12 protein-coding genes are annotated in these 21218 nt (G+C 48.3%); 11 read left to right on the top strand and 1 reads right to left on the bottom strand.

The annotated features are described in order from the left end of the window. The first annotated feature begins 204 nt into the window (after positions 1–204). Positions 205–2496 carry a glycoside hydrolase family 127 protein gene (locus DFP97_RS08950; RefSeq protein ID WP_245976030.1) on the top strand — a complete coding sequence of 764 codons (2292 nt, stop codon included), beginning with the start codon at positions 205–207 and terminating at the stop codon, positions 2494–2496. Between the two features lie 73 nt (positions 2497–2569). Here DFP97_RS08950 and DFP97_RS08945 read toward each other — a convergent pair whose 3' ends face one another. Beyond that, on the bottom strand, positions 2570–3355 hold the full coding sequence (locus tag DFP97_RS08945) for a helix-turn-helix domain-containing protein (protein WP_114379661.1): 786 nt from the start codon (positions 3353–3355) through the stop codon (positions 2570–2572). 123 nt (positions 3356–3478) lie between these two features. Here DFP97_RS08945 and DFP97_RS08940 point away from each other — a divergent pair, with 123 nt between their 5' ends. The 10 genes from DFP97_RS08940 to DFP97_RS08895 all read left to right on the top strand — a co-directional run bounded on the left by DFP97_RS08940 (position 3479) and on the right by DFP97_RS08895 (position 21141). After that, positions 3479–5860 carry an alpha-L-arabinofuranosidase C-terminal domain-containing protein gene (locus DFP97_RS08940; RefSeq protein ID WP_114379660.1) on the top strand — a complete coding sequence of 794 codons (2382 nt, stop codon included), beginning with the start codon at positions 3479–3481 and terminating at the stop codon, positions 5858–5860. Positions 5861–6049: 189 nt separating this feature from the next. Continuing rightward, complete coding sequence (locus DFP97_RS08935; protein ID WP_114379659.1) at positions 6050–7051, top strand: cell wall hydrolase; 1002 nt, start codon at positions 6050–6052, stop codon at positions 7049–7051. A gap of 201 nt (positions 7052–7252) precedes the next feature. Next, positions 7253–10774, top strand: a complete 3522-nt coding sequence (locus DFP97_RS08930) for a COG1470 family protein (RefSeq protein ID WP_147275036.1) — start codon at positions 7253–7255, stop codon at positions 10772–10774. Positions 10775–10947: 173 nt separating this feature from the next. Next, positions 10948–12729 (top strand): cache domain-containing sensor histidine kinase, encoded by a 1782-nt coding sequence (locus tag DFP97_RS08925; RefSeq protein WP_114379657.1) that lies wholly within the window; start codon positions 10948–10950, stop codon positions 12727–12729. After that, entirely contained in the window at positions 12716–14308 is a 1593-nt protein-coding gene (locus DFP97_RS08920; RefSeq protein WP_114379656.1) for a response regulator, read from the top strand. The genes DFP97_RS08925 and DFP97_RS08920 overlap by 14 nt, the downstream gene beginning before the upstream one ends. A 13-nt stretch (positions 14309–14321) precedes the next feature. Further along, a complete protein-coding gene (locus DFP97_RS08915; RefSeq protein WP_181873422.1) occupies positions 14322–15623 on the top strand; it encodes an ABC transporter substrate-binding protein in 1302 nt (433 codons plus the stop codon). Positions 15624–15784: 161 nt separating this feature from the next. Further along, a complete protein-coding gene (locus DFP97_RS08910; protein ID WP_245976027.1) occupies positions 15785–17377 on the top strand; it encodes an extracellular solute-binding protein in 1593 nt (530 codons plus the stop codon). A gap of 197 nt (positions 17378–17574) precedes the next feature. Then, positions 17575–18546 carry an ABC transporter permease gene (locus tag DFP97_RS08905; RefSeq protein ID WP_114379653.1) on the top strand — a complete coding sequence of 324 codons (972 nt, stop codon included), beginning with the start codon at positions 17575–17577 and terminating at the stop codon, positions 18544–18546. Positions 18547–18563: 17 nt separating this feature from the next. After that, positions 18564–19445 (top strand): carbohydrate ABC transporter permease, encoded by an 882-nt coding sequence (locus tag DFP97_RS08900; RefSeq protein ID WP_114379652.1) that lies wholly within the window; start codon positions 18564–18566, stop codon positions 19443–19445. Between the two features lie 73 nt (positions 19446–19518). Beyond that, complete coding sequence (locus DFP97_RS08895; RefSeq protein WP_114379651.1) at positions 19519–21141, top strand: ABC transporter substrate-binding protein; 1623 nt, start codon at positions 19519–19521, stop codon at positions 21139–21141. Positions 21142–21218 lie beyond the last annotated feature (77 nt).

Below are 21218 nucleotides of genomic sequence, written 5' to 3'. Positions count from 1 at the left end.
TTAAAGATTAACAGGGAAATGAAACAATAACAAGCTTGTTTTCAAGAAAAAACCTTATTTGTATCAGCGGCGAGGGGAATAATTAATCTGACTTTTTTACACTAATTCGAACGTTTCGCCATTTACCTTGTTTATCGCTTAACGGTAATCTGAAGATGGCAGCTTTAGAGCGCTATAATACGGTAAATGGAAGGTGGAAGCGTTATGACGATGAAAGAAGCGACGCTGCAGCGAAACGATTTGCAAGATTTTGAACTGGAGCAAGTGGTGCTGACTGGAGAATATCACGTAAATGCCTTCGCAAAGGAACTACAATATTTGAACAGCTATGATGTTGACCGCCTGCTAGCCGGATTTCGGGAAAATCGGGGCTTGGATGCGAAGGCGGAGAAGTACCCCGGGTGGGAAGATACTGAAATTCGCGGGCATACGCTAGGTCATTTTTTAACGGCATGCGCACAAGCTTACTCCAATACGAAAGATCCCGTGATGTTAGAGAAACTATCGTATATGGCTTCCGAATTGTCGCAATGTCAATTTGAAAGCGGGTACCTGTCGGCGTTTCCTGAGACGCTCATCGATAATATCGAGAAGAAACAGCCGGCATGGGTTCCTTGGTATACGATGCATAAAATTATTGCGGGTTTGATTTCGGTTTATCATGCCACGCAATCCCGGATTGCCTTCGACACCGTTGTGAGATTAGGCGATTGGGTTGCATCGCGAACATCGCGTTGGTCGGATGAGCTTCAAGCTACCGTACTAGCGGTAGAGTATGGCGGGATGAATGATTGTCTCTATGATTTGTATAAAATTTCCGGCGATCAGAAGCATCTGGAAGCGGCTCATAAATTTGATGAGCTTCCATTATTTGAAGCGACCCGGCAGGGCCGGGATATTTTGAAAGGGAAGCATGCCAATACGACGATTCCTAAATTTCTGGGAGCATTGAATCGTTACTTAGTATTGGGGGAAAGCGAAAGTTTTTATCTCGAAGCTGCCAAGAAATTTTGGGATATCGTTGTCTATCACCATAGCTATATGACCGGCGGAAATAGTGAGTCAGAGCATTTTGGCGAGCCTGATATCCTTAATAGCAGACGAACAGATATTACTTGCGAGACCTGCAACAGCTACAATATGCTGAAGCTGACCCGTGAGCTGTTCAAACTGACCAGAGATAGGAAGTATGCTGATTTCTATGAGACAAATTATGTGAATGCGATCCTTTCCTCGCAAAATCCGGAAACAGGCATGACGATGTACTTCCAACCGATGGCGACAGGATATTTCAAAATATACAGCTCGCCATTTGAACACTTCTGGTGCTGTACAGGTACCGGGATGGAGAGCTTCACAAAGCTGAACGATAGTATCTACTTCCATAAAGATAATGAGCTTTATATTAATCAGTTCACGAGCTCGAAGTTAAACTGGTGCGAGCAGCAAGTCATTCTTACTCAAAGCTCCAACATACCTGAACACGATCAAGTGACGTTTAAAGTAGAGACTGAAGATCAGCAAGCGAGAGCGTTAAAGCTCCATCTTCGTATCCCGTATTGGGTGAGAGGCGAGGTCACTGTGAAATTGAATGACGAGCCAGTAGACCCGGAGATCAAAGAGCACTGCATCGTTATTAGCCGAAAATGGAATCATGGCGATACGCTTACTTTAACGCTTCCAATGAAGGTGTTTTTCTCAAGTCTGCCGGATAATAAAAAAGTAGTCGGGTTCCAATATGGACCGGTTGTGCTTAGTGCGGCACTCGGTACTGAAGATCTGACTCTGGCCTCTACGGGAATTATGGTACAGGTGCCGACCCGCAAAATGCTCGTAAAAGATTTTATTATTCCGACGGGGATGAGCCCGGAGCAATGGCTGGACGGCATTGAACGGCATCTCGTGAAGGAAGGCAGCCAGCTGGCGTTCAAGCTTCGGAATACGGATGAGGATGACCGGCTTATCTTCACCCCGCACTACAAACAGCATCATGAGCGGTACGGCATCTACTGGAATATTGTTGAAGAAGACTCCGATGAGCTGAAGCGGCATTTGGAGCGGGACAGATTGGAACGGCTTGTTAGAGAAGCCACGATCGATAGCGTCCAAGTTGGAAATGATCAATATGAGCTTCAGCATGAGATTAAAGGAGAAGAAACGTTCAGCGGGGCTTGGGAAGGTCAAAACGGAAGATTAGCACATCCTGGAGGCTGGTTTAGCTATAAGCTGAACGTTGTTCCGGGAAGCGATAATGTGCTTCAGGTGACGTACTTCTCCTTCAATAATGACCGGGTCATGAACATTTATGCGAATGGCGAGCTGCTTGTATCCGAGAAGTCGGCTCCTGAGTGGAAACGCGACTTTATCACGAAGCATTATCCGGTCCCTGCCGAGCTTATAAATGGAAAAGAACAAGTGGAAATTAAGTTCGTTCCGGAAGATAAGCTAAACGGCATTTACGGTGTGTTGCGTACAATGAGACCTATTTCAGAGTAATTGGAGACAGTGTCAGCCAAGACTAACCCGGATTCTACAATCTCCGCGTATAGGCTTGGCTGATTCCCTTTATTCAGCGTCCGGACTTGTATTGGCTGGGCGTAACGCCCACGAATTTTTTAAACTGGCGCATAAAGTGGGTATCGTTTTCATATCCGCACATTTTTGAAATGGCAGAAACGGATAACGAGCTGTTATCCAAAAGATATTTGGCATATTCCAGCCTGCCGTTGATAATGTCCCAACTCACTGAACACCCGAATAGCTCCTTATAAATATGCTGGAAATACGATTTACTCAAATTGATGCGCGAAGCAAGCTCTTCCACCGACAAATGGGTTTGAGGGGAACTGTAAAGCTCACCCCGCAGCCCTGAAAACTGGCGGAAATACCGGCTCGTTTTATCGGACTGGGGGGCTCTTTCAAGAAAATTGCTCAGCTTCATAAAAAGGGTTCTAATTTCTGAGTCAATAATTTTATCATGGAGCGGGCCGCCCAGCCTGTTAATGCTATGCAATTCCATAATGCATCTTGTGATCAGCAGCGGATCTGGAGCTTTAACGAGCGTATCCATGGGGAAATTGATCTGCAAAAGGAATTCGTGTATTTCATTGCCGTCACAATGGAACCAGTCGTTAACGAACGGATTCTCCAACACCCTGTAAAGATGAGGTGTTCCAGGACGGAATAATATATAGGAATTTTTTTCTGCTACCAAGTGCTTGCCGTTTAGAATAACCTCTGAATTGCTCCGGAAGAAGACAAAGGCATAATTTCCCGGTCCTCCCGGGCGGTTAATAACGAACCCGTCCCCGTCCCAATGAATAAAATTATATCCGCAATTAAGCAAACGAATCATTCTGTATCTCCTTAAAAAAGCACGATAGGTCAGTTTATCGCCATTATAAATTATTGTTTCCGAATGTACAAACCCTTAAAATTTACTAAAAAGGGTTTTCGAAGAAAAGGAGACTAAAAAGTGATGAAGTCACAAGCTGCCTTACATGTATACACACAAGAGCGAGGCGCAGAATTAGGCGATTTGTTTGGCATTTTTTTCGAGGATTTGAATCACGCGGCGGACGGAGGGCTTTATGCGGAGCTGATTCAAAATCGTTCTTTTGAATTTGACCCGATCGATCGTGCAGAATACCATGCTTTAACGGCCTGGGAAAAAGTCGAAAGAGGAAGCGGAAAGGCAGAAATCACGGTTGAAGACAGCCATCCTTTGAACACGCGCAACCGGAATTACGTTGCCATCGATATTCTATCGGCGGGCGACGGCGTCGGGATTATGAACCTGGGATTTAATAGCGGTATTCCTGTCAAAGAGGGCGAAAATTATTTGTTCTCGGTTTATGCGCGGCGGGATGCCAGCTTTGACGAGCCGGTTAGAGTAACGATTGAAAGTGTCGACGGAACCGTTTATGCCGAAGCGGCGATCATGGTACATTCATCTGAATGGGTAAAGTATGAAACGACATTTACAGCAAATGCCACCGACAGCAGCAGCCGTCTTGTGATAACTGCAACAGGAAAAGGAAAGCTTTATCTGGATATGGTTTCTCTCTTTCCGGAAAAGACGTTTCTCAACCGGCCAAACGGCATGCGTGAAGATATCGCTGCACTGCTAGCGGACTTGAAGCCCAAGTTTATGCGTTTTCCAGGCGGCTGTCTGATCCATGACGGATCCTTGAATCCTGATGATCGAAACTCCATGTACCGGTGGAAAAACACGTTAGGCGATATTGCGCAAAGGCCGGCAAGACGGAACAACTGGAGCTACAATCAGACACTCGGTTTAGGTTATTATGAATACTTTCTGTTCTGCGAGGATATTGGCGCAAAACCGATTCCGATCCTGCCGGGCGGATATGACCCGCATCATAAACGCATCGTTCCCCTTGATGAGCTGGGGCCATGGATTGATGACGCGCTGGATCTGATCGAATTCGCGAACGGCGATCCTTCAACCAAATGGGGGGCGTTACGGGCTGAGCTGGGTCACCCGGAGCCGTTTGGTCTGGAGTATATCGGTATCGGAAACGAAGAAGTCGGAGCGCCGTTTTTTGAGCGTTATCCGTATTTCCACCGGGCAATAAAAGAGAAATATCCGGATATTAAAGTCATCAACTCCAGTGGTCCATTCGCGGCTGGCGGAGAATATGACCGCGGCTGGAAATCCGCCAAAGAAAATAACTCGGATCTTGTGGACGAGCACTATTATCAGTCGCCTGAATGGTTTCTGGCCAATTATAACCGGTATGATGAATTCAAAGCCGATGAGCCAAAAGTGTTTTTGGGTGAATATGCTTCATGGGGCAACACGTATTATAACGCGCTTGTAGAGGCAGCTTTTATGACGGGCTTGGAAAAAAATGCACATGCGGTAGGACTGGCCTGCTATGCGCCGATGCTGTGCAATGTCGATTATGTTAACTGGAAGCCGGATATGATTTGGTTCAACAACCATGAAGTATTCGGAACGGCAAACTATTATGTGCAGAAGCTGTTTATGAACCACCAGGGAGATCATTTATTAAAAATTGAAGCAAACGGATTGGAGAAAAAACAAGAAATACCGGCGAAGCCGATTAACGGAGCTTTTGCCCTTGAAACGGACCGTTGTGCCATTCAATTTTGGGATATAAAGCTTGTAAACAACGATACCGGCGAAACGAAGGATTTTAACGGCTTGACTGCAGAGCTGTCGGATACGGAAGAAGACCGCATCAATGGAACTTCAAAACGGTCGCTGGAGCTGGGAGAGACGGATTGGGAGAACTATACGTTCCATATAAAAGCAAAAAAAATCAGCGGACCAAAAGGCTTTAACCTTATTTTTGGAAAAAGCGACGATCACAATCAGTTTATCTGGGAAGTTGGCGGATGGCAAAATCAGGATTCCTTGATAGCCTCCCGTGTGAATGGGAGAACCTCTTGTTTAACCCAAAGCATATCTTCTATGGAACAAGGCATTGATTATGAGCTTGCATTAGAAGTGTCAGGAAGAAAAATCCGTTCCTTTATCAATAATGAGTTGTTCAACGAAACGGAAGACAAGCTTCCTGTAATTGAACCGCTTTATTATTCTGCAAGCCTTGACCGTTCAACAGGCGATGTCATCGTTAAGGTTGTAAATGTGCAGGAAAATAGCGTTAACGCACAGGTTGTTTTGGAGGATTATCAAAAAGCGTCTTTAACGGCAGAAGTGTTCGAGATGTCGGGTCATGCGCTTGATGACGAAAATAGTTTTGAGTCGCCTGAGCGGGTATTGCCAAAGCAGAAGGAATTTAGTCTAGAAGGCTGCAGCTTTTCTTATGATTTTCCGAAGCACTCTGTTACTGTTTTTAGAGTGAAATGATAAAATTAGAAGGATTTATTTCATAGTAGATCCGCGTTATCCGCCCATTCTTCCAAGAAAAAGGAAGATGGGCTTTTTTCATTTCTGTGAAAATGTTAATCCTGTAACCGCTTTAATCTGTGATATAATTTTGCGGAGAGCAAGGATGAAGCGAATTTACATAACCTTGAGATTTGCAGGGAGGTAATCATGATCAGAAGTAGCAAGCTGAATGGCAAGCGTATGCTTATCATGTTATGGGCAATGCTCCTGCTTTGCATCGGTCCTTTATCGGCAGCTGCTGCCCAGGGAGAGAAGGCTGCAATTGCGGATGACGTTACGATTAAGCTTGATGGAAAGGCTTTGAAGATAGCCGATCCTGTACGGATGCTGGAAGGCAGGTTGTTCCTGCCCGTAGCGAACATAGCCGGCATGTTCGGCGCGAAGGTAAATTGGGATAATGAAAATGAAGAAGCAACGATACATACAGTTTTAGGAGATCAGATTGTGCTGGGCAATGGCGTCCCGGTTGTGTATTTCAACGAAGGGCGCTACGTGATGGAGGTAGCGCCGTTCCTGTCGGACGGCAGAATGTATATTCCGCTTCGTCATGCGGTGGAGCTGATGCATGCGCAGGTGAAGTGGAATACGGAGGAGTTGGCGGCCGAGCTTACGACAGTGCTTCCAGCCGTGGTGACGGAAGCCTACGGATTGGCCGAGATTAGCAATGAGGCAGGCAGCAGCACGCCTGCGCTGTTGCAGCGGAACGGGCTGGACAGTAAGTCTGGCATCAAGGAAGGAACGAGGCTGCGGGTGGTGATGCCTTCCATCCTGGATAACAAGGCGGAACCGTTCACGGAGAAGGACTTGATGCTGCTGGCCCAAATCACGCAGGTTGAGTCGGGATACGAGTCTTACGAGGGGCAGCTAGGCGTTGCGAATGTGATTCTTAACAGGGTGAAGGACTCTCGCTTCCCGGACACCATCCAAGGTGTAATCTACTCGGGCAAGCAATTTCCGCCCGCGCACAACGGCCTGCTGGAAAAGAGCAAGCCGAACGCAAGCGTGCTGCGCGCAGCCAAGGATGCCCTTAATGGCAAGAATAACGTAGAGAAGGCGGTCTACTTCTTCAATCCGAATGTATCCAAAGGATCATTCTGGTCCAGTTTGAAAGTCATTGCTACGATCGATCATCACAGCTTCGCGAAATAAGGTTTATGAAGCAGGGGTGCCATATATGCAAAAAGATAGGGAACCTTGATGGCCAGATTTTTTGGTCTATCAAGGTTTTTTTGCTGTTTCTCTTATTACGTTCTTAAGAAACTTCATAAGACTCTTAAAAAGGAGCATATATGACAGTCATTTTCTTGTGCTAATCTCTAATGAGAAAAGCATAGAAGGATGGTGGACGGTTTGGAAACGCAATCCGCGAGAATCGACCTCATGGAGTGGGATATTCTTCATAAGGGTTACTCAAATAGAAGAGCGTCGAATGAAGGGGGAATTCTTATTGCTCCGGATAACAGCGTAACGGTTCAATATCCGGGTGTTCAAGAACCGAATAACTGGTATTTACGCGGCTTTGAAGAGAAGAATGATTTCAGTGCCGATCTAAGAGACTGGCACTTTCTGGAGCTGGAATTGGAGCTGCCTGCTGACGGGCTGCTGGAGCTGAAGGTCGAGGCCGGCTTGCTGCTTAATAAGAGCCCTATGCCGGAACAAGTGGAGTTTACCGCAGTCCAATGTCTGGTCGCTGGAGAAGGCACACAGTCCATGACCCTCCCACTCAAGCAGTTTGACGATAAGAAGTCATTGTCGGGAAAATGGAAATTTGTCCGGAGCATCCGGATATCCGGCGAATGGAAGTCCGGTGGCTCGAAAGAGCCCCTTACGCTGATCCGATTGGAGCTGAAACGACGGCAGGCCGTTCATATCAGTGCGCCGGTCCTCTCCAAAGCCGTTCCTGCGGGAGAAACAGCCCGATATGAAGTGACCGTTCGCAATTGTACGAGCCGAACACAGCCCGTAAGTTTTATTTGCGAGAAATACGGGTGGGAAACGATGTCCGTTGAGCTGGACCCGCCATTCCTGTTGATGGAGCCTTGGGAGACGAAGAAGCTCTGCGTCAGCGTGAATGTTCCGGAGAAGGTCGCTCCCGGCGGCCATGAAAGGCAAAAGATTACGGCTATTCCCGGAGGACAAGGGGCTGCCGCCGATGCTTTGGAGCTGTTTACTCTCCAGTCTCTGCCCCACCCCTATGTGAAAATGACCGAACCGGAATGGGATGATGTTCGGGAGAAGACGCGGAGCTATGAATGGGCCGGAGAGCTTCTGGCCATGTACGAACATCGGGCGGACAAATGGATGGTACCGGAAATCCATGACGGCGGTCTCTATTTGTTCGAGACTCATCACTCGCATGAAGCCGAGAATGCGGCTATCGCCTGGAAGGTGACGGGCAGACGGGATTTGGCGGAAAAAGCGGCGATGTTCCTGCGCCGGCTCATTGACCCGGCGAAAGGTTATCCGGCAACGCGGAGAGCCAGCCATCAGGAGCTGGTTCACGAAGGCGAACTGTTCAAGCATGCGGCGGTTGTCTATGATTTGCTTTTCGATTCAGGATTGCTGTCGGAGGAAGACCACGCCAATATGGAGAGAACCTTCCGCCTATTTCTCGAGCTGATCGATTGGGCGCTCTGCAAGGGTGGAATCTCCAACTGGACCCTCGCTGAAATGATCGGCGCCTTATACTGCAGCCAGACGCTTCAGGATTTTGAGCGGATGAACCGTTTCCTTTACGGGACCGGCGGCTTCACCGATCATTTGTCCAAAGGTACCTTGGATGACGGCTGGTGGTACGAATGCTCGGTCGGCTACAACCTGATGGGAGCGGGATTGTTCTCCGAGATGACGCAAAGCTGTAGGCCTTGGGGCATCAATCTGGCCGAAATCTGGGTGCCGGCCCATTATTACGATCAGGTCACACCCGGAAGGAAACCGGATATTGACGGCCTTAGCGTCGACATTTGGGGACCCAGCCGCAGCAACTACCGTTCGATAACCCAGCTTTGGGACAGCCTGCTGCCTTTCGCGGATTACCGCGGCGTGCTCTTCGGTATCAATGATTCCGCCGAATCCAAGCTTCCGGGCATTTCTCCAAGGGGCTATATGGATGCCCGTTTCGATCTGGCTTATTACCTGTACCGCAAGCCTGAGTATGCCGACATTCTCCTGACGTGCGGGCTTGCGGACCGGGACCTGCTTTACGCCGTCCCCGGTCTGAAGCAAAGCGAGTCCAAGCCGTATCTTTCTTCGGCCTATGCGGACAATGCCGGCGTAGCCGTCCTTCGTTCGCAGACCGAAGGAAGAGCTCCCCGCGAACAGATTCAAGCGGTCGTGAAATACGGCTCGCACGGAGGGGCGCACGGCCACTACGACAGGGTCAGCCTGCTCTCCGTCATGCGTTACGGAAAAAGCTTCTACAACCCGGAGAGCATCTGGTACAACTACCATACGTTTATGTACAAGTTTTACGTGCAAAACTCCCTCACCCACAATATGGTTATCGTGGATCAGAAGCTTCAGGACCCGGCGGAAGGGCTCAGGCTTTTGTTTCATAGCGGCGGATTATTCCAAGCCTGCGCGGTGGAGAACAAAGCCCGCTGGTCCCATCCCCCTTATGGCGGGTGGCGGGTAGCCGGGGATAAGACCTTTGCGGAGCGCACCTGGAACGAGGGCAGATATGTGCCCATTCCGGCCGAAGCTCCGGAATACTCGAAGCGCACAGCCTTTACGGAGAAAGTCCTTCAGCGCCGGATGACCGTCGTTACCGACGATTATGTGGTTCTATTCGATTATATGAGCGGGGAAGAGGAGCATACTTATGATTGTTTGTTCCACTGCAAAGGCTTGATCAGTCTGGAAGCGGACAAAAAACGGCACAAAGCGCATACGGAACAGTTCAGCACCGATCCGCTGGGAAGCGCCCAATTCATTACCGATTGCGATTGGTATGAGATGTCCGGTACCGTGAAAGCCAAGTTCGAGATGGGTTTCGGACCGGGCTACGACAATAGGGCGAACCGGACGGAATGCAACGAGGACGGTCCACTGAGCATTGATCATTATACGGTTTGGCCGCCCGAGACGGAGATGATCGTCGGCGCTGACCCGGAATACTTCCAGGTGCAGAAGCAGCTCCATTATGCGGTAACGGGAGACGGCCAAACACTTGCTCACGGGAAGTTTGGGGCATGGATTTTGGGAAGAGACGATCTGGACGTATCAGTAGAGGGGATCGAAACGTTGGAGCTCCGGGTCCAAGCGGACGAAGCATACGGCGAGCACGGTTCCTTGAACAAGACGGAAAAGACGATTTTTTGGGGAGACCCTTACATCGTTACGGAGGATGGCGAGATCCGGTATTTGGCGGATTTGCCTATCCGATATCAAAACACCGATCAAGGAAACGGGATTGGAGTGGATTACTTTGGCGGTCCCGTAAAGCTTATGAGCAAACGGTTTGACCGGGCGGTGCCCGCGAACCCTGCGGATTTGAGCCGGGAAGGCGTCATTTCCGTTGACTTGTCGGGCTTAAAGGCGGTGCGGTTCATCGCTTCCATCGGAGGCGATTACCCTTTGGGAGATGAGACGTCCAGGCGCAAAATGCTAAGCGCCCGCGCTGTCGGCAAATGCGCGCGTTTTGTAACCGTGATCGAAACCTATGAGCAGACCGCCAAGATAACAAAGGCTACGGCTGTATCCGCTGATGAGATAAGCGTGGAATTGGCGGACGGCAGAGTTCAGATCATTCAACTGACCGGTTTTGACGGGGATGGAGACGGTATTTCCGTACACGTCAAAGAGATCGACGCGGCCGGGAGGACCATCCGTAAAGAAACGGCAGGCGGCAGTTTACAGTACAGCATATCGTAAAATTAACGAATGAGGCCATCACCCGGACCATACGGTCCGGCGATGGTCTTTTTCGATTCTTAAAAAATCGCATGCTTGGCATAAATTACTTCATACCCTGGAAGGAGCTTTATCGGTTATGATAAGCTAGAACACCATTATGTACATCTAGTCCGGGGGCGAGGAGCAATTTCATGATCAAATGGACGACGATACGACATAGTATCTTTTTTAAATTATCATTGGCTTTTCTTGCCGTCGGGATGATTCCTCTCCTTGTGCTTAGTGCGCTTTCGCTCAATCAATTTACCGATCAGGTGGAGCGGAATACCGAGAACAATTTTAAACAAATGCTGCTTTACCTAAGTAAAAATGCGGATGACATTTTTCGCAATTACAATGAAATTTCCAAAAATATGTATTATAATTCGCAAAATATTGCCGATCGGCATGGCATTATGCTGGAAGAGGAAATCAACCGTCTAGACAGGATAAACCTGATGACGATCAATGATTTCTTGAAAACGATATTATATAGCGATACACATATTGAGAACGCATTATTCGTCCGCACGTCCGATCAAGCGGTCTTTAACCAGTCGCGTGTCAACAAGGTGCTCGACCCGAATGAGCCTTTCCCGCCGGTCAGCTGGTCCTATACGCTCACCGGAGAACAGAAGCTGCTTGCTGTTTTCCCGCCTCATCCGGAGACTTATTTTGGTTCGACAAGACCGGTGATTACATTTGCGCGTAACTTAAATGATACTTCCGGCAAGCTAGGTCCTGAAGTAAAGGTGCTTGGCACGCTTTATTTCGACGTCGATCTTGATATATTCGATAAACTGTTCCAGCAGGTTGTGCTTGATCGGAGGGATGAAGTATATGTCATTGACAGCAATGGTTATATTCTCTATTCCAATCAGGGAGACAAGCTAGGGAAACGATTCGACGAGCTGGCAGCCAAAAGAAGCGGAACCAGGATGCTATACTCGGAGCCGATACCGTTCATCGGCGGACAAGTCATCGGGCTGGTAGCCAAGGCCGATTTCTTCGCTTCGCTCACTCAGATCCGATCAAACGTAATTATTGCTTCCGCGATATGTCTGCTCGCGCTGCTCGCACTTGGCGCTTTGTTTTCACGGACGTTCAGCCGACCGGTTCTCGATATTATGCGTCTGATGGTTCGCGTCGAATCGGGACATTTTGAAACCGGTATCACGACAACGCGCAAGGATGAGATGGGGCGGCTTGCGCATGGCTTCAACCGGATGATCGAAAGGCTTCAGCTGTTTATCAATGACGCTTATGTAGCCGAGATCAAACGCAAGCAAGCCGAATTGAATGCGCTGAAGACGCAGATACAGCCTCATTATCTATACAACACATTGGAAGTGATTCGTATGAGCGCGGTAGCCGACGATGCCGTGGAGGTAGCGGACATGATCCATGCCTTGTCTAACCAGCTCGAATACGTAATCGACTTCGGTGAAGAGTGGGTTACCGTTCAGCGGGAATTAGAGCACTTGAAAAGTTATTTTCATCTGATCGAAGTACGGTTCGACCGCAGGATCGACCTGCAAATAGAATTGGAGGACAGCTTTGTTGAAGCGCTTATTTTGAAGCTGTCCATTCAACCGCTCGTCGAGAATGCGGTTCAGCATGGCATCCGTCCAAAAGGAGGGAAAGGTACCGTGCTTGTTAAGATCGAGAAATCGGGAGAGGACAGCTTGGCGGTTACGGTATACGATAACGGCGTCGGAATGGATGAGGAAACGCTCACACGGCTTCAGTCTCAGTTGGCAGAGGGAGAGAGCGTAACAGGAAAAAGCATCGGCCTCAAAAATGTGCATGCGCGGATGATTCAGGCATGCGGAGAGCCGTATGGAATTACGATCGAGAGCAAACCGCAAATTGGGACTTCGATTCAAATGCTGTATCCGCTGCGAAGGGAGGAGCTGCGATATGAAAAAAATTAAAGTGCTGCTTGCGGATGACGAGCCTGTCATTCTGAGGGGGCTGCGCAAACTGCTGCATTGGAATGAGCTTGGTCTGGAAATCGTCGGCGAGGCATACGACGGGAAAGAACTGCGGCAAATGATAGATGCGGCTCAGCCTGATTTGATTATTAGCGATATCAGCATGCCCGGGTACACAGGTATTGATATCATCCGCGAAATTCATGAGACGAACCGGAATATAAAAGTTGTGTTTATTAGCGCTTTTCGCGACTTTTCCTATGCCCAGGATGCGCTGCGGTACGGAGCGGTCGAATACTTGGTTAAGCCCGTTGATAAAAATCAGTTGGAGCAGGCCATTCAGAAAGTGATCCGGCTTATCGGCGACCAGTCGCAAAGAGTCCGCGAGAAAGAAATGGCAGTTCGATTCGAGCTGAAGAAGCGAAACGATTCCATTGAAGAACTGCTCGTGCGAATAACGGACGGTGATAAAAGCGCATCCGCCCAATTAATAAAAATGGGACTCGTTTCGCGAAGTAAATATATTACCGTGTGCTTCGGCGAATTGGACGGCGTTATAAGCGAAGGGAACAGCCGGATGGAACCGGGGCGCAATTTGCTCGATTTTGCCATCACGAATGTCCTTGTCGAATCCATTGCCCAGACCGACTCCGGCATCTATTTTCGGAAAGGCGAGCTGCACGGTATTTTTCTCCAGCATGACCGCCTGGAAGAAGCGTTATCTTTATCGCGGGATTTCCATGATAAGCTGAACCGGTATGTGAAGGTCAGCTTTACGATTGGCGTCGGAAAAGCGGTTGAAACGTTGGACGAGGCAAACATTTCAGCACAATTTGCGATGGATTCTCTCCAGTGCAAGTATTTTTCAGGTTGGAACCGTGTCATTGAGGGACAGCAGCCCAAAGCGGATTCGGAGGTTAAAAGCCGAATAAACGATTTGCTGAAGAAGCTTGTGACTGCTTTGATCAATCCCGCCCAAGGAGATACGGATGAAAAGGTAAGCGAACTGATGGAATCGTTTCGAATGCTTGCACCCGGCGGCAAACATGCCGCAGTATCCGCAGTTTATGGGGCAATCACCTGTATACGGCAGGAACTGAAGGATTTCGGCATTTTTGCGGGGATAAACGATCTGGACGACCATGAGCTTCTCGCGAGGCTGGACCGCTTCCAAACGTTCGAGCAAATGGCCATGCACGCAAGTGAAGTCATCGAAGAAATTCGCCGCGAGGCTGCCGCCAAAATAGGCAATAAGGAAATTATGCAGCTCGTGCAGGTTAGATCCTATATCGAAGAGCATTATGCGGAGAATATTACGCTTGAATCGATGGCTGCGCTTGTTTTTATGAATCCCTATTATTTCAGCAGTTTCTTCAAAAAGCATACCGGCGAAAACTTCAAGCAATACCTCACCGAGGTGCGGATGAAGAATGGGATGCGCTTATTAATGCAGAGCGATTTGATGGTGTATGAAATCGCAGACCGGATCGGGTACAATAATCCGCGGCAGTTCAGCGATACCTTCAAAAAACGTTATGGCAAGCTTCCTCTTGAATACAAACAGTCGATACATTCATAAGGAGGCCACGATTATGCAGAGATTACGGATTATCGCCGTACTGGTCATACTGGGAAGTCTGGCCGTCCTTACATCATGCGGATTATTAAAAGGGAACCGCTCAGATGTTGAAGACAAGAATTTAGCGAAGCCGCTCTCTTTTACGATTGTTTATGCAAAAGACAATTTATTGCACAAGCAGGGCATTTCATCGGTAATCGGCGCTTTCGAGAAATCGCATCCGAATATCGTGATCGATGAAGTGAATGAAACATGGACCGGATCTTACGGGGAGTACTTGAAAATGAAGGAGGCCGTCGGGGAATTTCCGGATTTGGTGGAAATGAGCGAAACGCAGCTGTTCGCCGACGCCGGTTTGCTCTATGAAATTCCAGGTGATTTAGTGAATCTGCTTCAGCCCGCTCCGGAAGTAATCGGCCGCTTTTATAATTTACCGTTAGAACTTCCCGCACCGCAAGGCATCATCTACAGCAAAGCTGTATTTCGTAAAGCCGGGATTGCTGCGCCGCCCAAAACATTCGGCGAATTTATCGAGGCCTGCGAAAAAATTAAACGTCTGGGTATTGATCCCATCGTAGTCGGTGCCAAAGACATTGGACATATGGAGTACTGGGTCAACAAGTTTCTAATTGACGAGGTTTATATTCACAATCCTGACTGGAATGCACAGCGGAGCGAAGGCAAGGTAAGCTGGACCGATCCCGCGCCCATGAAAGCAATGAATAAACTTGCTTCCCTATGGGGGCTCGGTTATGTGGCCCAGGGTTTTGTTGCGACGAGTGATAACCAGACGGCTTCCATCCTCGTTTCGGGTCAAGCGGCTATGCTATTTTCCGGCCCTATAATGTTTAATCTAATCAAGGCAGCCGATCCTTCCTTCGAATACGGGTTTTTCGCACTGCCGGACGATAATGGAAAGATAAATGTGGCAGGAGCACAGGCACCGGTGGGGTGGTCGATATCTGCCAAAGCAGCGCTGGATCCGGACAAGCTTGAGGCGATCACTCAGTTTCTCCATTATTTTTATGGCGAAGATCAATATCCCCGCTACTTGCAGGCGGTTAACGGAATTCCATCCACGAACGTAGAAATCGATTACCCGCTGCCGGAAGCGATGTCAAGCGTGTTTCGCGTTTTAGACGATCCGAAAACCGGGAAATCTATGTTTATGGACCGCTTTTCTGGGCGAAATATACCTCCCCCTCAATTCAGTGATTGGTTCTATCAGACTGCTCAAGATTGGCTGACTGGCAATACGAGCGTGGAAGCGGCCATGAAGGAAGCGGATCGGATGTGGGATGCTTTGAAGCAATGAGGAGTGCTTTTGAAGAGAAAGTGGACTATTTTCTAAAAAAAAGCAGTTTTTTCTTAAAAAACCGCAGTTTTTATCACAAACCTATATATGTCCGGTGCAGATTTTTGGTGTAAACTAAGCGTATGAAGCGCTTCCATCTTAGAAAGGGCGAGAGTATATTGTTGAAGAAAAAACGAACTGCAGTATTGCTTACATTCGTTATGATCTTTTTTTCAGCTTGCAGTATGGTACAATCGCAGCCCGAAAATATGCGTAACGCCCCCTATAGTCCGGAGCTGCAGGAATTAAAATTTATGTTTTTCGGAGACAAACCTACGGATATGGATATCGTGCTTCAAGAGTTCGAGCGGAGAACGAAGGATATTCTTGGTTTGAAACTCATAATGGAATGGGATGCTATGGAAGAATACAGACAAAAATTGAAGCTGAGGCTTGCCGCAGGCGAGGAATTCGATGCCGTATTCGATGCTTCTTGGTTGAGTCTGGAACAAAATGTAGCGCAGGGCTATTATCAAAAGCTGGACAAATATTTCAACAATGATGATTATCCCGGTCTTAAAAAAGCTTTTCCGGCGGCCTATTTGGAGTCCAATACCATTAACGGGCATTTGTATGCAATACCACTGACCCAATTATTTTATGATATTGAAATCGTATACATTCGCAAGGATCTTCGGGAGCGGCTTGGACTTGGGCCGATTGAAAGCTACGCAGATCTGGAAGCCTATTTGCGAGCCGTCGCCAGCGCGTATCCCGATATGGTCCCGTTAGCGTTAAAGGGCGATCGGGGATTTTTTAAGCTGTTCGCAAATGAGGACAAGCAGACGCATTACCGGATGGCTCCTCACATGATTTCAGGAGTAGGAGCCGGCTTTCAGGTTGTTTTATCCAAGGACGCGAAGCATGTTCTCGGGGCCGTGACCTATGGCGATCCATTAAGCGCATATGAGGACTTTCCTGCCCCATTAAACGATCCTGAGTTCTTTTACGGCTCGTTCGACCGTTATGTGGCGTGGAATAAGTATATTCAAAAGGATGTTTTGACCGAGCGAAATCCGCAAGTGCTGTTCGCGGCGGGAAAATCGGCGGCTTCCGAAGCTGTGTTGTCAAACTGGACGGAAATTCGCCAGAAATTGATCACGTCCATACCGGGCGCGGAACTCGAAGGATTTGTATATTCTTCTTGCCAACGAAAGATGGAAAAGGGCTGTATCGGAACCGATTATCGCGCTTGGAACAATCTGGCTATCCCTGTGACCTCGAAGCATGTCGACGAAACGATGAAGTTTCTGGACTGGCTGTTTCAAAGTCAGGAAAATCACGATCTATTCGAGCTCGGCATGGAGGGCGACCACTGGATGAAAGCCGGGAATGAGATGTATAAGCCGATGCCTACCGCTATGAACTACCTGTTTCCGCGGTATGAATTGACATGGAATCCGACCATGTCGCGGATTAATGCCGATAACGCTTCGGAGGCGGTCGAGCTGCTGCGCTATTCAGCCGACCCGGAGACCTATTACCGGCTTCCGCTTGCCGGTTTTCACTTTGACCCTTCACCCGTTAAAACGGAAATTGCGAAGGTGCAGCCGGTCTCGGATCAAATGGCGCAAGTGTTCCGCAACGGGCTCGATCCCGCTTGGCGTTCCACTGCCGCCAAAACGAATCTGAAGCTTCGAAGCCTGGGACTGGAGAAAATTCGAAGCGAGCTGGTCAAACAAATTCAAGCGTACCTGGACGCGGGCGGTACGTAGAAACCCGCAAAGAATAATCATAACGAAGACGCATGCCGGTGCATGCGTCTTTTCTATTTCTTATGAGTCGGAACTGTTAACTTAAAAAAACGCATTTTGATCTTAAAAAGGCTCATTCAAGCTTTGAATCATTTTTGTTAAAGTTAGTCCCAACGAACAATCAACATCGATTTACGAGAGAAAGAGGAGGAATCCAAATGAAAGATTCGGTTGCCCTAAGGACACGGACTCCCGATACAGATGTAAGGAAGAAAGGGGGAGCTTTCCTAACGGAAATACGCAAGCACGGCTTATTATATCTACTTACCCTCCCGGGTATTTTGCTGATATTTGTATTCTCGTATCTTCCGATGGGCGGTATCGTCATCGCGTTTCAAAACTTCAATGCGATCAAAGGCATTGCCGGCAGCGAGTTTGTCGGATTCAAAAATTTCGAATTCTTCATTCAGTCGAATGAAGTGCTTCACGTCATTTTCAACACGCTCTTCCTTAATGCGCTTTTCATTTTATTCGGGACTTGCGCTTCCGTCGCCATCGCGGTTATGTTCTCGGAGCTCGGAGGCAAATGGTTCAAACGGATCGTCCAGTCGCTCGTGACGCTTCCGAACTTCCTGTCCTGGACGGTGATCGCCATGTTCGTGACGGCGCTGCTCTCCAGCGATACCGGGATGCTCAACAAATGGCTTATATCGTTCGGCTTTGAACCGATATCCTTCTTTAACGAGCCGGCTATCTGGCCAATTATTCTGGTATTGATCAAAATTTGGCAAGGGGCGGGCTTCGGAGCGATTGTTTATCTTGCGACGATAACGGGCATTAACCCTGACATTTATGAGTCGGCATCGATAGACGGTGCCAGCCGGTGGAAGAAAATCCGCTACATTACGCTTCCTTTGCTGAAGCCGACTGTCATTCTGATGATGCTTCTCGCCATGGGCGGTATTTTCTACGGGGACTTCGGCATGATCTACGCAATTGTCGGCCGCAATGTCTTGCTTTATCCGACAACGGATGTTATCGACACGTACGTATTCCGGGCGCTCATGGAGCTTAACGATATGGGTATGGCGGCAGCGGTAGGCGTGTTCCAGTCACTGGTTGGCTTCATCCTTGTTATAACCGTTAATCAATTGGCCCGTAAATTCAGCCCGGACTCGGCGCTATTCTAAAGAAAGCAGGTGCATCCATGATAAAGGAAAGCAGCAGCGATCGGCTGTTAAAAGTCATCATTTATATTGTTCTGTCCCTCTTTGCTATCTATTGCGTTATTCCGTTCGTGACCGTTATTAGCAGCTCACTTTCATCCGAATCATCGATTCTTAGGGATGGTTATTCGATAGTGCCGCGTGAATTCACGCTCGCCGCCTATAATCTGATATTCAAGGACGACACGATTTACAGGGCTTACGGGGTGACGATCTTCGTCACCGTTGTCGGCACGGCAATCGCCATGCTGGTAACGTGCGCGCTAGCGTATCCGCTGTCCATTCGCGCTTTGAAATACAAAAACGGGATCAACTTCTACGTTTACTTCACCATGCTTTTCCATGGCGGACTTGTTGCGAACTACTTGCTTATCTCCAAATACCTGGGGATGAGGGATTCGATCTGGGTGCTGATTATTCCTGCGCTTGTCAGTCCATGGAACATGTTTTTGATGAGGAACTTTTTCAAATCGGTAGACGAGTCGCTTGCGGAATCCGCCAAAATCGACGGGGCAAACGACATCTATATTTTCTATAAAATCGTGCTGCCCATCTCGTTGCCGGCGCTGGCCACGGTAGGTCTCTTTTACGCCATGGCCTTCTGGAACAAATGGTTCGAGGCGATGCTTTATATTTCCGACGAGAACAAATTCCCGCTTCAATATCTGGTCATGCGGATCATGAACAACGCCGATTTTGCAAACCAGCTTTCGGCCAAAATCTCGCTGCCGAACTATGTCGTTCCGACGTTGTCGACAAGACTGGCTACAACCGTTGTAACGATCGGACCGATCATCTTCCTGTATCCGTTCTTGCAGAAATATTTCGTAAAAGGCCTAATGGTTGGAGCCGTTAAAGGCTGATTCAAAAGTGGCTGAGCTCGCCTTAACGGGCGGTTTTAGTATAGATTAAACAACTAAAGGGAGGAAACAGACAATGAAAGGCACACGCAAAGGTTTATCCGCACTGCTGCTCGTGACCATGCTGGTCATGCTGCTGGCAGCATGCAGCGGCAACAAAACAAGCAACGGGAATGACAATGCTCAAGGAACTAATTCGGCCCAGACTTCTAACGAAACAGGTGCTCCGGATCCGGTTACATTAAAACTTATGTTGTTCGGCGACAGGCCGATCGAAATGGACCAGGTACTGGCCGAATTCGAAAAACGGACCAAAGATACGCTGAATACCAAGCTGGACATCGAGTTTAACCCGTTCGCGGACCACAAGCAAAAACTGAATCTCAAGATGACGGCCGGCGAAGAGGTCGATGCCGCGTTTGACGCGCCGTGGGGCTCTCTTAACCAAAACGTGTCGCTCGGCTACTATCAGGCGCTCGACAAATACTTCAATAACGATGAATATCCGGGATTAAAGAAAGCGTTTTCGGAAGAATTCCTGAACGCCAACAAGATTAACGGCCATATTTATTCCATTCCGCTGACCAATGCGTTCTATGATATCGAGGTCGTATACATCCGCAAAGATCTGCGTGAAAAATACGGTATGCAGCCGATTCAAAGCTACGATGATCTGAAGACTTACCTGGAGAAAGTACAGGAATCGGAAAAAGGGATGATTCCGTTCGCCCTTAAAAATGACCGTGGATTCTTTAAGATGTTCGCTAATGAAGAGAAGATGACGAACGCAAAAATGATTTCCGGCGTATCGCCTGCATTCAACGTAATCTTGTCCGATGACGGCAAAAAAGTGCTCGGCGCAACGACGCTTGGGGATTCGGCAGATAAATATGCAAGCCTGCCGGCTCCATACAACGATCCTTACTACTTCTATCCGCAATATGACAAGGCTGTAGAGTGGAACAAGTTCGTGCAGAAAGACGTTCTTTCCGAGAAGGATCCTGGGGCGCTGTTCGTTGCCGGCAAATCGGCTGCGAATGAAGCGACAATCAACGCTACCGCTCAAGTACGTCAAAAGCTTCAAGCAGCTGTGCCTGGCGCTGATATTGAATTGTTCGTTTATAACTCCAAAATGCGCAACATGGAAGCTGGAGCAATCGGAACCGACTATAAAGCATGGAACGATATCGTTATTCCTGTTACGAGCAAAAATGCTGACCGCACTATGAAGTTCTTTGACTGGTTGTTCAGCAGCCAAGAAAATCATGATTTGTTCGAGAACGGCATTGAAGGCGTGCATTGGACGAAAGACGGCGACCGCAACTATAAGATGACAGACAAGACGACTAATTATCTGTTCCCGGGATATGAGTTCACATGGTCGCCGACGATGTCCAGAATCAATTCGGACAACGATGCGGAGACGCTTAAGCTGCTTGATTACCAATCCAAACCGGAAACTTATTATCAGCAGCCGCTTGCCGGTTTCGTCTTCAATGCAGAGCCGGTGAAGACGGAGATCGCTAAGATCAGCCCGCTTACAGCACAGAACGATCCGGTCTTCAAAAACGGTATAGTCAAAGACTGGAAGGCGAAAGCAGAAGAAATGAATAAACAAATGGTAGCTTACGGATTGGAGAAAGTCCGTCAGGAAGTGATCAATCAGGTTCAAGCTTTCCTCGATAACGGCGGCAAGTAATCTAACCGCAACGAATACCGGATGCCGGCATCAGCTTGATGCCGGCATTCCAATATAACTATCTATGAACATCATAC

Origin of the sequence: Paenibacillus prosopidis, assembly GCF_003337375.1 — a bacterium.
Taxonomy (GTDB): Bacteria; Bacillota; Bacilli; order Paenibacillales; family Paenibacillaceae; genus Pristimantibacillus; species Pristimantibacillus prosopidis.
Note: the sequence above shows the minus strand (reverse complement) of the source record. Positions and strands in the feature narration are given on the sequence as shown.

Excerpts from the sequence above, each read along its gene's own strand:
- DFP97_RS08935 (WP_114379659.1), top strand. The coding sequence starts at position 6,050 with ATGATCAGAAGTAGCAAGCTGAATGGCAAGCGTATGCTTATCATGTTA.
- DFP97_RS08925 (WP_114379657.1), top strand. The coding sequence starts at position 10,948 with ATGATCAAATGGACGACGATACGACATAGTATCTTTTTTAAATTATCA.
- DFP97_RS08920 (WP_114379656.1), top strand. The coding sequence starts at position 12,716 with ATGAAAAAAATTAAAGTGCTGCTTGCGGATGACGAGCCTGTCATTCTG.
- DFP97_RS08905 (WP_114379653.1), top strand. The coding sequence starts at position 17,575 with ATGAAAGATTCGGTTGCCCTAAGGACACGGACTCCCGATACAGATGTA.
- DFP97_RS08900 (WP_114379652.1), top strand. The coding sequence starts at position 18,564 with ATGATAAAGGAAAGCAGCAGCGATCGGCTGTTAAAAGTCATCATTTAT.
- DFP97_RS08950 (WP_245976030.1), top strand. The coding sequence starts at position 205 with ATGACGATGAAAGAAGCGACGCTGCAGCGAAACGATTTGCAAGATTTT.
- DFP97_RS08895 (WP_114379651.1), top strand. The coding sequence starts at position 19,519 with ATGAAAGGCACACGCAAAGGTTTATCCGCACTGCTGCTCGTGACCATG.
- DFP97_RS08940 (WP_114379660.1), top strand. The coding sequence starts at position 3,479 with ATGAAGTCACAAGCTGCCTTACATGTATACACACAAGAGCGAGGCGCA.
- DFP97_RS08915 (WP_181873422.1), top strand. The coding sequence starts at position 14,322 with ATGCAGAGATTACGGATTATCGCCGTACTGGTCATACTGGGAAGTCTG.
- DFP97_RS08945 (WP_114379661.1), bottom strand. The coding sequence starts at position 3,355 with ATGATTCGTTTGCTTAATTGCGGATATAATTTTATTCATTGGGACGGG.